This window comes from Pelosinus sp. sgz500959, from assembly GCF_042610375.1.
Classification (GTDB): Bacteria; Bacillota; Negativicutes; order DSM-13327; family DSM-13327; genus CTSoil-075.
This window is the reverse complement of the sequence record NZ_JBGJZL010000006.1, coordinates 203,397-216,794: the sequence shown is the minus strand read 5'-3', so window position 1 is coordinate 216,794 and position 13,398 is coordinate 203,397. Positions and strand designations below refer to the sequence as shown.

9 protein-coding genes are annotated in these 13,398 nt (G+C 36.3%); 8 read left to right on the top strand and 1 reads right to left on the bottom strand.

All coding sequences use genetic code 11. The features are described 5' to 3' along the window. Nucleotides 1-109 precede the first annotated feature (109 nt). From ACAN52_RS11585 to ACAN52_RS11565, 5 genes are all read left to right on the top strand, one after another. The gene (locus ACAN52_RS11585; RefSeq protein WP_378954934.1) at nucleotides 110-1,069 is read left to right on the top strand and encodes a DMT family transporter; all 960 of its coding nucleotides are present in this window, start codon (nucleotides 110-112) and stop codon (nucleotides 1,067-1,069) included. Continuing rightward, entirely contained in the window at nucleotides 1,062-1,730 is a 669-nt protein-coding gene (locus tag ACAN52_RS11580; protein WP_378954933.1) for an HAD family hydrolase, read from the top strand. Before ACAN52_RS11585 ends, ACAN52_RS11580 begins: the two co-directional genes overlap by 8 nt. 362 nt (nucleotides 1,731-2,092) lie before the next feature. Next, nucleotides 2,093-4,159, top strand: coding sequence for a diguanylate cyclase domain-containing protein (locus ACAN52_RS11575; protein WP_378954932.1), 2,067 nt, complete (start codon nucleotides 2,093-2,095; stop codon nucleotides 4,157-4,159). Between the two features lie 54 nt (nucleotides 4,160-4,213). Next, nucleotides 4,214-5,002, top strand: a complete 789-nt coding sequence (locus ACAN52_RS11570) for an SDR family oxidoreductase (protein WP_378954931.1) — start codon at nucleotides 4,214-4,216, stop codon at nucleotides 5,000-5,002. A 138-nt stretch (nucleotides 5,003-5,140) separates the two neighbouring features. Then, complete coding sequence (locus ACAN52_RS11565) at nucleotides 5,141-6,514, top strand: DEAD/DEAH box helicase (RefSeq protein ID WP_378954930.1); 1,374 nt, start codon at nucleotides 5,141-5,143, stop codon at nucleotides 6,512-6,514. Between the two features lie 78 nt (nucleotides 6,515-6,592). On the opposite strand, the gene ACAN52_RS11560 is transcribed toward ACAN52_RS11565, so the two are convergent. Further along, nucleotides 6,593-7,735 (bottom strand): HD-GYP domain-containing protein, encoded by a 1,143-nt coding sequence (locus ACAN52_RS11560; RefSeq protein ID WP_378954929.1) that lies wholly within the window; start codon nucleotides 7,733-7,735, stop codon nucleotides 6,593-6,595. Nucleotides 7,736-8,026: 291 nt separating this feature from the next. Here ACAN52_RS11560 and ACAN52_RS11555 point away from each other — a divergent pair, with 291 nt between their 5' ends. From ACAN52_RS11555 to ACAN52_RS11545, 3 genes are all read left to right on the top strand, one after another. Further along, the gene (locus tag ACAN52_RS11555; protein ID WP_378954928.1) at nucleotides 8,027-10,000 is read left to right on the top strand and encodes an LTA synthase family protein; all 1,974 of its coding nucleotides are present in this window, start codon (nucleotides 8,027-8,029) and stop codon (nucleotides 9,998-10,000) included. Nucleotides 10,001-10,008: 8 nt separating this feature from the next. Next, complete coding sequence (locus ACAN52_RS11550) at nucleotides 10,009-10,206, top strand: YwbE family protein (protein ID WP_378955058.1); 198 nt, start codon at nucleotides 10,009-10,011, stop codon at nucleotides 10,204-10,206. A 168-nt stretch (nucleotides 10,207-10,374) separates the two neighbouring features. Beyond that, a complete protein-coding gene (locus ACAN52_RS11545) occupies nucleotides 10,375-13,377 on the top strand; it encodes a CheR family methyltransferase (RefSeq protein WP_378954927.1) in 3,003 nt (1,000 codons plus the stop codon). Nucleotides 13,378-13,398: the final 21 nt, after the last annotated feature.

Genomic DNA, 13,398 nt, shown 5'->3' with positions numbered 1-13,398 from the left:
TTCGCGAAGTTATTCAGATTGGAGAATTTAAGATGAAACTTAAGTTGTTCTTGTTTGAAATCAAGATATGTTCTAATTCTGCAAAAAATAAGTAAAGAGAGTGTTTATAATGAGTGTACTGACATCTAATTTATTATTGTTATTGACTGCAGCTATATGGGGATTTGCTTTTGTAGCACAACGAGTGGGAATGGATTATGTAGGACCCTTTACCTTTAATGGTGTCCGCTTTGCCTTAGGTGCTTTTTCTCTGCTCCCAGTCATGTTCTTTTTCAAAGAAAAACCAGAGGATAGAGATAATGCAAAGCATGAATTAAAAAGTGTAGTCGGAGCGGGGGTTTTAGCAGGAAGTGTCCTTTTTTTAGGTGCCTCCTTACAACAAATTGGTTTAGTGTATACGACGGCAGGGAAGGCAGCGTTTATTACCTGCTTGTATATCGTCCTTGTACCTATGATTGGGATTTTCTTTAAACAGTATATTTCCTTAACCACATGGTTCGGTTCTATCATTACGATTGTGGGGCTTTATCTTCTGTGTGTAAAAGATAGTTTTTATATTTCTTATGGGGAAGTTCTTGAATTGGTAGGAGCTTTTTTTTGGACCGTTCATATTTTGGTCATTGATCGTTTCTCGCGAAAAGTGGATGTTTTGAAATTGTCTTTTTTCCAATTTATAACTTGTTCAGTGCTAAGCTTAATCACAGCGCTGTTTATTGAAACCATTAACATTGAAACACTGAAAGATGCTTTAGTACCAATTCTTTATGGTGGGATTTGTTCTGTGGGGATTGCCTATACGTTGCAGGTTGTTGGACAGAAACATGCTCAACCTTCCCATGCTGCTATTATTCTCAGTATGGAAACTGTCTTTGCCGCGATTGGTGGTTGGATTATTTTAAATGAGAAACTTGGTGTTCAAGAACTGCTAGGATGTGCAATTATGTTAGTTGGTATGTTATTGTCACAACTCAATAACATCAACAAGCCTCAAAGTGCAGATGATGAATTAATTTTGAATGTGACTGACTCAAATTTAGATAAAAATAGAGGAGGAATTCGTTGTGATTAAAGCTGTCATCTTCGATATGGATGGAGTGATTGTTGATAGTGAACCGTTGCATTATAAAGTTTTTATGGAATATACAAAGAGCAATTTTGGACTATCCATTTCCGATGAAGAGTATAATACTTTTATTGGGACTACAAATCTCCATATTTATTCAACACTGCAACAAAAGTATGGTATTGAAGGCGATTTGGAATCCTTAATTGAGGATTATGAAGAAAAATGTCTTGATTTCTTATTGTCTTCCAAATCAGAAAAACCAATTCAAGGTGTCGATGTTTTAGTAAAAAATCTTCATAAAAATAAAATAAAACTAGCCTTAGCTTCTTCGTCACCAAAAAAGAGTATTAATGCTATTTTGGGATTATTTGACTTAGATCAGTTTTTTGATGTAAAAGTCAGTGGTCAAGAGGTTGAACATAGTAAGCCTGCTCCTGATATTTTTCTGCGGGCCGCAGAGTTATTAAGGGTTTCTCCTCAGGAGTGTCTAGTTTTTGAGGATTCTCGCAATGGAGTGATGGCAGCTAAGACTGCTGGAATGCAATGTATTGCTTATCATAATCCTAATTCAGGAAATCAAGATTTATCTCAGGCAGATCGAATCATTGAAAATTTTGCTCAATTTGATCTGAATATTTTATTGTCGATGACCAATAAAATATAAAAAAATACCAACCTTGTGAGGAGACACAAGGTTGGTATTTTTTACGTAATCAGAAAGAAAGTATAACACTTTCTAGGGTTACAAGTAAGGACAACTAAGACTTTGGTCTACGCTGAGGCTTGACCAAGTCAAGTTTTCTTTATGTTATAAGTTTTGGTTATATGGTTTTAAAATACAAATTATTACATTTTAATTGGAAGGATTTTAACAAATTTAATCGAATGTTACTAATTACTAAGAATTGATAAACAAGCAAAAATGGTCATCTAAGGATCAAATTAGTATAAATTCATCGGATTATGTTGAGGAAGAAGAAGGATCTCTGTTGCATTGAACAGGGGCAAGGTGGGTGGAAATAAGATATGAGGCAAGGTGTTTTAGAAGTACAAGAAGAAGATTTGATACCTGATTTAAATTATTTTTTTGATGTACAGGAAATACAGAAAATACAAGATGCCTTGGCTTGTGCTACAGGTATTGCTTCTCTCATTACCGATGTTGTTGGTAAGTCTATTATAAAATCTAGTAATTTTTGTCCTTTATGCCAAAGCTTATATTCCGCGAAGAGGGGCTGGAGACGTCATATTCATTCTGATGAAGAAAATCTACAACTCTATTTTGCGGGAGGTCTTTGGGGAGCCAATATCAACATTGTTGTTGATGATCAGCATGTTGGAAATTGGCTGGTGGGACAAGTATTGGCAGATGATGAGCATGGAAATGGTGCATTGAATTGTGCACAAGAGATTGGTATGGATAGTCAAGATTTTCAGGGCGTTCTTCTTAGTATGAGGTCCATGTCATTCGAACAATTTTACAATATATGCAAAATGATTCTTGTCACAATTGATCAATTAGCAAAGCTAGCAACGGAGAACATTCGAAAAAAAAAGGAAATTCAAGGATTACATCAAGCAAAACGTCTACAAACAGCTTTGTATCAAATTTCAGAAACTGTCAGTTCCTCCCATAGTATGGATGAGCTCTATCGATCTATGCATGGGATTATTGCAACGTTGATTCCAGCTAAGAATATTTATATTGGGATCAAAGATGAAGAGAATGACATGCTACATTTTCCCTATCGAGTGGATGAGTGTGATGGAAATCCTGGCAGCCGTAAATTTTCAAATGGATTAGCCGAATACTTGATCCGCATGGGGCAACCTATGCTTGTTGATCCAATTGTGCGAGCTAAATTAGAAGAAAGTGGCGATGTAGTAACCATCGGCGCCCGTGCCATGGACTGGTTAGGAGTACCCTTAAAGAATGCAGAGAATAAAACATTTGGTGTAGTCGCTGTTTTTACATTTGCTGAAAGGGTACGATATTCAAAGGAAGATCAAGAGATTCTGTCTTTTATATCAAATCACGTTGCAATTGCTGTCCAACGTAAGGAAGCTGAGGAAAATTTACGTTATGTGTCGATGCATGATGCCTTAACAGGTCTTTATAATCGAGCTTATTTTGAAAAAAAATTAAGTCATTTTGATGAAGATATTTCTTGCCCCGTAAGTATACTCATGTGTGATATCAATGGGTTGAAATTAGTAAATGATACGGTTGGACATACAGTTGGCGATCAATTATTAATTGAAACCGCTCAATTGATTCGCAGTGTGACTCGTACAGGTGATTTATTTGCACGTATTGGGGGGGATGAATTCGCCCTTGTTCTTCCAAACACAGATGAAACGACGATTAAGTTTCTCGTGAAAAAAATCCGCTATTTAATGGCAAATTACAAATCTGCTCACTGTGGAGTTCCTCTTGATTTATCTCTTGGCTATGCCGTTAAAAATAATCAATTTGATTCGATACAAGATGTATTGAAGAAAGCTGATACGGCTATGTGCCGAGAAAAATTGCATCATTCTCAGAGCGGGCGGAGTGCTGTCGTGCAGACTGTTATGAAACTCTTAGAAGAAAGAGATTTTATGACAGAGGAACATGCAGGTAGGTTAGAGCAACTGATTGGGAAGGTTGCGTATAAATTAAACTTATCAGAATCACGAATCGCCGATATTGAACTATTGGCTCAATTTCATGATGTAGGTAAAATTGGTATTTCAGATAATATCCTTTTAAAAGCTGGACCATTGAATGCTGATGAAAAAAAAGATATGCAGCGTCATAGCGAAATCGGATACCGTATTGCCCAGTCTCATGCTGATTTAGCCCCCATTGCAGATTGGATTTTAAAGCATCATGAATGGTGGAATGGTAAAGGGTATCCCTTTGGACTGGCAGGAGAAACAATCCCTTTGGAGTGTAGAATATTGGCCATTGCAGATGCCTATGATGCCATGACAAGTGATCGCCCTTACCGTAATGCTTTGAGCCGTGAGACGGCAATTGCAGAATTAAATCGTTTCTCGGGTATTCAGTTTGATCCATTTCTAGTTGAGGAATTTATTGATATCATTTGATTTTTTTTATAAAATAAAAATAGTGTTAAAATAAAGTAAGGATGGTGCTAGGACATGGAAAATTTACAAGGAAAAATTGTATTCATTAGTGGTGCAAGTAGTGGAATTGGCAAAGCTTGCGCGGAAGGTTTTGCACAAGCAGGAGCTCATTTGATTTTGTGTGCACGCAGCATTGAGAAAGTAGAAGAAATTGCCGAAGAATTAAAAGAAAAATTTCAAATAGAGATACTGACTTGCAAATTAGATGTACAGAATAAAACAGCCGTCAATGAAGTAATCGATGGATTACCCTCAAATTGGAAAAAAATTGATATCTTGATTAATAATGCTGGCCTTGCGCGTGGACTTGAAAAATTACAGCAGGGCACGATGGATGATTGGGATGCTATGATTGATACCAATGTGAAAGGCCTATTATACCTTACTCGCAAAATTGTTCCCTTTATGCTAGAGAATAAGGTCAACGGTCATGTAATTAACATTGGATCAACTGCAGGTATTCATGCTTATCCTGGTGGCGCTGTATACTGCGCTACGAAAGCGGCGGTGAAATTTATTAGTGATGGTCTTCGTATGGATGTCGTTGATAAACCCATACGAGTTACTAATGTTCAACCGGGGATGGTGGAAACCAATTTTAGTGTAGTGAGATTCCATGGTGACCAACAAAAAGCTGACAATGTCTATGAGGGAATTAAGCCTTTAATTGCTGAAGACATTGCCAATATCGTTCTTTTTGCGGCGAGTGCACCGCCTCATGTTCAGATTTGTGAAGTGACAGTTACACCAACCAATCAGGCGACAGCGGGCATTGTACATAAAGAAAAAGTTAATTTACATTAGTATTAAACCACCTGGATATTATCGTCCAGGTGGTTTTTTGCAAATATAAATGATATAGGACAAAGTATATGCTGTCAATTATATGTACAAACTGGTATAATGGCGAATGATATAACAATAAAGAAGAGGTGTCTTTTAATGGTAACAGATTTTTCAGCCCTAGGGATAAGGCGTGAGATAAATGATATTTTACGAGTAAGCGGGATTACCCAGCCAACAGAGATTCAAATTCAGGCGATACCGATGATATTAGCAGGCAAAGATATCGTTGGTCAATCTCAGACTGGTACAGGTAAGACATTGGCTTTTGTATTGCCTATTTTAGAAAAAATTGATAGTTCAAAACCTACAGTGCAAGCTCTCATTATTACCCCAACCCGGGAACTGGCACTACAGATTACAAATGAGGTAGCAAAACTGGCTGATAAACTGGGTATCAATGTTCTATCAGTATATGGTGGACAGGATGTAGAGCGGCAGATTAAGAAGTTAAAGGGTGGTACACAAGTTGTCATTGGTACGCCTGGCCGTTTAATGGATCACCTGCGGCGCAAGACCATGTCTCTTTCGAGTGTATCAAAACTGGTTCTTGATGAGGCTGATCAAATGCTGCATTTAGGTTTTCTAGAGGATGTAGAAGAACTGGTTCGTCAAACATCGCCTAAACGTCAGACATTATTATTTTCTGCGACTATGCCCTCTAAGGTTCGTGGCCTAGCTACACGTTATATGAATAAACCTGTCGATATTCGCATACAGTCAGAAAATGTTACGTTAGATGAAATTAAGCAAGTGATGGTGGCGGTTCCTGAACCTGAGAAAATCAATAAGTTATGTATGTTGATGGATGAATATCGTCCCTATTTGGCAATCATATTTTGCCATACCAAGAAGCGTGCGACGGATGTAACGACAGCTTTAGTGCAACGAGGGTATGAAGCCGATGAACTTCATGGTGATTTATCACAAAATAAGCGTGAACAAGTTCTAAGACGCTTTCGTGAGGCCAAAGTTCAAATCTTAGTTGCCACGGATATTGCTGCTCGTGGGCTTGATGTGGAAGGCGTTACTCATGTTTTCAACTACGATATTCCTCGTGATGTAGATAGTTATATCCATCGGATTGGACGAACTGGGCGGGCTGGAGAAACGGGGGTAGCTATTACCTTATTCGATCCTCATGAAGAACCACATGTACGGATGATTGAGAGAGGCATTAAGGTATCCATTGAGAAACATAGAGTCAATGGTCAAAGAATTATCGCCAGAGATAAACAAAAAGCTTTGGAAAAGGAAGCTAAATATAGTACTTATAAAGGTTTGGAGAGGAAAGCCACAACTCCTTTAACACCTGAAAAAGCAGCAAAAAAGAAACTTGAAAGCCATGGTGGTGCTAATTTACGTAGCTTTCATAATAAACCTAAGGATACTAAAAGTAGCCGGTATTCTGAAAAAGATCCTCAAAAAAGAGTATTTGGTACCAAACGTAAACCAGCTCCTCGACAATCTTAAATAAATCGAATAAGCCCACACATTACTAAAAATGTGTGGGCTTATTTCTGCCTTGCTGTATAAGGAAATTTAATTTTTTTATAAAAATGATTTCGTAATCCATAAATCTTTATTTTTACTTAGATCTACAAAGTCGCCATCCGTTGTACGAACAACAAGAGACATATAGGAAGGATGAGTATAAATGACTTCAGCTGTACGACCATCATTTAATTCAACATTGACATTGAAAATAAAATCTTTTAGATAGTGATCAAAGACATCAATGATTTGCTCTCTGATTTTATTCGCACCATTAGTAATCAATTTACTGCGGATATCAAAAAAATTCGGCAGACCATTTTGTTCATGAACTAAAGTGTCAAACATATCGGCAAAGGCGACAATTTGTGCATAAGGATGAATTTTTTCTGCTTTAAGATGTAATGGAAAGCCGCTGCCATCATTATATTCATGGTGTTGAGTTAAGGTGAGATTTACATCACGAGGCAGACCAAGGCTTTTAATCAAATCATAACCGACTTGAACGTGACTTTGATAAAGTTCTTCATCTTCTGGGGCAACATGTCCGCTTCGATTGGTTATTTTTGCAGGTAATTTTATTTTTCCAATATCATGAATCAAGGCACCAAAAATAATTGTTTGTACAGTCCCAGGAGGATAACCTAATAACTTGGCAATTTTTCCTGATACAATGGCAACAGACATACTGTGATCGATTAAGTTTTCATGGCGAATGTTTTTAAATTCTCGCTTTAAGGTATAACCAATTACGCAAGGAGTGGTTACAACATATTCGTGAATGACATTGGACATTTCTGTTAATGGCATTATATTTTTTGAATTTTGTATATTGATGAAGAGTTCGGAAATTTTACAGCTCATGTCATCATATTGTCGCAGAGAATTTTCGCTAATGATGGATGAAAGTACGACTGGGAATTTTTTAGATTCTATAATTTCTTGAGGAGGTTTAAGGTTGTCGAATAGGTGACTGTTATTATAGACGATTTCATCAAATTGCAATGATAAACGTATTGCATCATCGCTGTCTGTTTCTTCACGTAATTTAATTGCTTTTATTTCCCACAATTTTAATAAAGTAATGGTTTTGCGCGAAAGGACAGTACCTGCAGAGAGCAAAACTTGTTTTTCAGAATTGATAATATGTTCCGCGATGATATCTCCCGTTTTTAATTCGTCGACTTTAACTTTAATCATTTTATTGTCCCCCTAGCGCAGAAAAATATCCGTAAAATTTATAATTGATGGAAGTCGATTAAACTGTATTATATAAAATAATACAGTAAAAGGAAAGATTTTGCGAGATTAAAATGTAAAAGTACGCTATTTTTTTATCGAAAGAGTAATTTTTGACTTTTATACAAGAAACGTACTTTATAAAGAGTCGAAGAACAAGAAGATATGTAATAGTATGAAGGATAATGTAAAAAAAGATAGAATTGTTTAAGTTAAGTTTGAATATCGAATGGAAAGGATGTTTTTTAAAAATTGTCAAAGTGGGAAGAGGTATTTAATAATATTCAACAGGATTGTAAATTATATCTTTTTATATTAGGTGTTTTTTGTTTATTTCGTATTGGATTCATTGTTCTTTTAAATTCATATATGAGTGAAGGGACAGGAGTTCAAGATATTTTGACTGCTTTATATTATGGCATGAGAATTAGTTTAAAAAGTACGGCCATTGTTACACTCATATCTCTAGTTTGTTGTACAGGACTAGGGTTCTTTTTTGCCAATAAAAAAATTAAAAGTATTCGCTATATACTAGGATGTTTTTATATTAGTGTACTTAGCTTATTGTTTTATGCACGAATCCCCTATTATGAACAATTTCATGTAGGTTTTAACCAGTTGCTGTTTAATACTTTTAATGATGATGTAAAGGCTATTTTTTATACTCTTGTGGAAGAATATAAATTGCCTATGCGATTGTTTATGACAGCTGTGACTGGGGGGATTTTGTCTAAGCTCTTAAAAATGTGGCTTAATACTAAGACTTATCATTTGCCCCGTTTCTCTAAATGGTATCAAAACATTGCCATGCGTACATCGTTGCTCGTGGTACTTTATTATCTGATGATTTTTATTCGCTTTGGTGGCAGTATGACATATGCTTATAATGTGGATTGGGAAAATTCGGGTGTGACCAAGGATGAATTTTTGAATGAGGCCATTTTAGATGATGTTCAAGCGTTATATCGAGCATACACCTTACATGAGCGGGTTGTATCTTCTACAGGTCTTGATATGGACCCTGCACGGATGGCGGAATATGGTACGTATGTAGCAGGACATCCCGTTGCATCGAATCACATTGATGATTTCTTAAAAAAGCAGGCACAAGGTAGTGCAATCACCAAACCTCGCCACGTTTTTTTAATTATTGGTGAAAGTTATGCTAATTGGCCATTGTTGCCTCATTATCAAGATCTTAATATTGCCAATGGCGTAAAAAAAATCATTGCCGAAGAGGACACTGCCTATGTATCTAGCTTTTTACCTAATGGCATGAGCACGATTTCAGGAGTGATGGGGATTGTCACAGGAATGGCAGATGCCAATTTGTATCTGACTTATTTGCCTGAATCATATAAAGAACCTTATGGAACTGCCATTGCACCCCAAATGAAAAGATTAGGGTATAAAGCGCGATTTTGGTATGCAGGACCAAATTCTTGGGAGAAAGTAAAGGATTTTTCGTTAGCTCAGGGCTTTGATGAGTTTTATGGTATGGGTGACATTCAAAGTCAGTCTGGCAATGTATGGGGATGTGATGATAAGTATTTATTTAAGGCCGTTGAATCAGGTATGGATGATAAGAATCCTACCTTTAACATTATCTTAAATATTTCTAATCATGCCCCTTATACTGTGAATTTGCAAGAAGAAGGTTTTGATGAACAGAGTGTGATCAGTGCTTTGCCTGATAAGCTCAAACAAGACCAAGAACTGATTAAGAAATTAGGACATTTTTGGTATGCTGACAAAGTCATTGCAGAGTTCATTAAAAATACACGTCAAGAGTATCCTGATAGCTTGTTTATTATTGTGGGAGATCACGCTGATCGATTAAATCTTGATGCAAATCCAAGTCTTTATGAACGTTATGGTATTCCATTTATTGTTCATGGACAAGGTGTTACTAAAAATACCTTATCGAAAAATGCAGCAGGCAGTCATATTAATGTAACGCCTACCTTACTTGAGTTAATTGCTCCTAAAGGTTTTGAATACTATTCATTAGGTGATAGTTTGACCCGAGGAAATAGCATTGGTTTTAATTATGGATTTTGGATGACACATGATTATGTGGGGCGAATTGGTAGCCATACGGAAGAAAAAATACCAAATGATCAGGTGAATGCCCCTCTCGATGAGGAGCTGATTCAACAGGATATTGACGCAAGGCGCGCTATTTCTTGGTGGCGAGCCAAATTTGGTAAGAACATACAATTATAAGGAGTTTTATTATGAATGGAACAGAACGTAAGAATATTAGACCAGGGGTTAAGGTGAAAGTAATACAAAAACCTCATCAACGTACGGGACAGCTGACCGAAGGTGTAGTTAAAGATATTTTGACCAGTAGTCCAATTCATCATCGTGGTATTAAAGTTCGGTTAACAGATGGAATTGTCGGTCGTGTTCAAGAAGTATTAGAATAATTGATGATATAGTCATGGCATTTGCAGACTTTATAAAGTGGCAAATGCCATTTTTTTAAAACTTATTTATAATTACAAATAAAGGATTAAAATGAATTTTATAGAATTAAATTTTATGGAATTATTGCAGCAGATTTGTTATACCAGAAGTTGGAGGAATATAGTAGGATGATTGATGTTTCAAAAGATAGATCGAAGAAAACAAATGACTTTGATGAAAATTTGGTACCGGAGTCTTTTCTAGAATCAGAGAAAGCAAAATCTTCAAAGTTTGGAAAAACAGCTAAGGCTTGTTTTATTGTTGGTATTGGTGTTTCTGATGGTGGTTTAGATGATCTTGCCATATTTTTAAAGAAACTTCCCATTGAAACAGGTATGTCTTTTGTCGTCATTAGTAATTTGAGTATAAATAGAGAGCTTGATTTATTACAGGTTTTGCAAGGTGTCACAAGTATGGTCGTGCGGGAGATTGATGTGCAAACTGTGGCAGAACCTAATTGTGTATATCTGAGTACTCCTGGAACAATCGTAACAATCGATCAAAGGATATTAACGCCCCTTTCAATTGAGCAATCTTATGGGATGAGTTTTCCTGTGAATATATTTTTTCAATCCTTAGCGAAGGATCAAGGAAGTAGTGCCATTGGAATTGTATTGTCTGGTAAATCAACGGATGGTGCGAAAGGGATACAAGCCATCAAAACAGCACAAGGATTGACCTTTGCTCAACTTGTTGATATAACGCCCTATGATGTAATGCCGAGTAGTGCCATTGCTACAGGGAGCGTTGATTATATATTTAAGATTGATGACATTGTGCAAGAGCTGGCTTGCCATTCTAATAATCATGTTATCAGTGCTCGAGCCATTCAAAGTCACAATATTTTTAAGAGTTCCCCAGAAGAATTATCAAAAATATATATATTACTCAAAAAAGATGGCGGCGTAAAACTAGAAGGATACAAAGAACCAACTGTATATCGTCGTATTTTACGAAGAATGCGCATGCATAGTGTAGAGAATCTTGCTCAATATCGAGCATTATTAGAACGGAATAATCAGGAATTAGAAGCATTGCAAAGGGATGTATTAATTGGTTACACTAAATTTTTTCGTGATTCTTTATTTTTTGATGCACTAAAGAGCCAAGTTTTCCCGAGTGTTGTTTTCGAACATTCAAAAGATGAACCTGTACGAATTTGGGTTGCTGGTTGTTCTACTGGTGAGGAAGCTTATTCTGTAGTCATGAGTCTCGTAGAATTTTTAGAAGAACAATCATTGGATATCCCGATACAAGTTTTTGCTACTGACGTTAGTTTATCATCCATTGAAAAAGCGAGAACAGCAATTTATTCTCAAAGTATTACAGCAGATGTGTCACCAGAGCGGTTGAAGCGCTTTTTTATAGAAGTTGAGGGTGGATATAAAATTCATAGCCGTATACGAGAAACCTGTTTATTTGCTCGACAAAATATTTTAGATGATCCTTACTTTTCTCGTATCGACTTAGTGATATGTCGTAATGTACTGATCTATTTTGATCTGCATGCGCAAAAAAAAGCAATTTCTAGATTTTATCAAGCTTTATTAGTGGGTGGGATTTTGGCATTAGGTATTTCAGAGAGTATTGGTTCTTTGTCTGACTTATTTTCATTGGTAGACAAAAAAGCTAAGATTTATGCAAAAAAAGCTGTAGATAGTGCGATCTCATTAAATGTATCATTGCTAAAGTCCATTGATTTTGAGACTGATATTCACGGAGTTGGATTGTTAAATAAAGTCGAAACAGACCATTTAGCCATTGAACGGAAGGCAAATGATGCCATACTCAATCGTTATGGAACTGTAGGCGTTCTTGTAAATAATGAATTAGAAATTTTACAATTTCGTGGACGCACAGGAAAATATCTTGAGCATATGCCAGGAAAAGCCAGTTTAAATATGATGAAAATGTTACGTAGTGACTTGATTTTTGCCGTGGGTGCTGCTGTTAACCAAGCAAGGGTTATGAATATGCCAATTAAAAAAGAAAATATTCAAGTCAATGATGAGGATGGAAGTTATTTAGTCAGTATTGATATCATTCCGATTCAGGATACTTTTAGCCAAGAACGGTATTTTGTTGTATTATTCTCAGATAAAGTGTCATCCCGTGAACATATGAAACAAAAAAAGAAATATATTCCTGATTCCATGCAATTGCAAAAACAAGAATTAGCTGTAGCTCAAGAATATGTAAGGTCAGTTGTAGAACAATATGAAGGGGCCAACGACCGATTGCGGACTGCTTATGAAGAAATTCAGTCGAGCAATGAGGAACTACAAACAACCAATGAAGAGTTAGAGACCATTAAGGAAGAAGTACAGTCCACGAATGAAGAACTTTTAACGAGTAATGAGGAATTGCAAACCCGTAATGATCAATTAGCCCAAGCTACAGGTGATATCCAAAATTTATTTCGCAGTATCAAAATGACGGTGATTATGCTAGATAAGGATCTGCGCATTCGACGCTTTAATTCTGGAGCAGAAAAAATGTTTCGCTTAATTCCAACTGACATTGGACGACCACTTACGGATATTAAGCCACAAATGGATCTTGGGAATTTTGAGGAGGATATCCATCAAGTCATGGAGACTTTAGTTGTAAAAGAAAGTGAAGTTTCTGATCATGATGGAGGTTGGTATTCACTACAGATTCGTCCATACCGTACTTCAGATAATCGCATTGATGGTGTTGTCGTACTATTTTTTGATATTAGTGAAATCAATGCCTTGAAAACAAGTTTGAAGCTAGCACAGGATGCCTATGAATATGCAGCAACAATTATCGAAACAATTCAAGAACCTTTTGCTATACTTGATCATGAATTGAAAATTTTGTCAGCTAACCGTGCTTTTTATGAAGTAGTTCAAGCCGATCCTAGTGGCCTGAATGAAAAAACAATTGATGAGCTAGGAAATCGACAATGGTATAGTCTTAGATTACGCGGACTACTCAATGATGTACTAGATCATGATATTGCAGTGAAGAATTTTAAGCTAGAATATGACTTTTCTGCAGATAAACCACAATTTTTGGAAGTGAATGCACGTTTATTTGTCGGTCATGATTCGACGAAACGGATTCTTTTAGCGGTCAAATGTATTGATGGGTATACAAGTCGCTAGTGAATCGATCAGGGAACAATG

What these genes read in the sequence shown, in the direction of transcription:
- ACAN52_RS11585 (WP_378954934.1), top strand. Translation starts at nt 110, where the DNA reads ATGAGTGTACTGACATCTAATTTATTATTGTTATTGACTGCAGCTATA.
- ACAN52_RS11575 (WP_378954932.1), top strand. Translation starts at nt 2,093, where the DNA reads ATGAGGCAAGGTGTTTTAGAAGTACAAGAAGAAGATTTGATACCTGAT.
- ACAN52_RS11570 (WP_378954931.1), top strand. Translation starts at nt 4,214, where the DNA reads ATGGAAAATTTACAAGGAAAAATTGTATTCATTAGTGGTGCAAGTAGT.
- ACAN52_RS11565 (WP_378954930.1), top strand. Translation starts at nt 5,141, where the DNA reads ATGGTAACAGATTTTTCAGCCCTAGGGATAAGGCGTGAGATAAATGAT.
- ACAN52_RS11560 (WP_378954929.1), bottom strand. Translation starts at nt 7,735, where the DNA reads ATGATTAAAGTTAAAGTCGACGAATTAAAAACGGGAGATATCATCGCG.
- ACAN52_RS11545 (WP_378954927.1), top strand. Translation starts at nt 10,375, where the DNA reads ATGATTGATGTTTCAAAAGATAGATCGAAGAAAACAAATGACTTTGAT.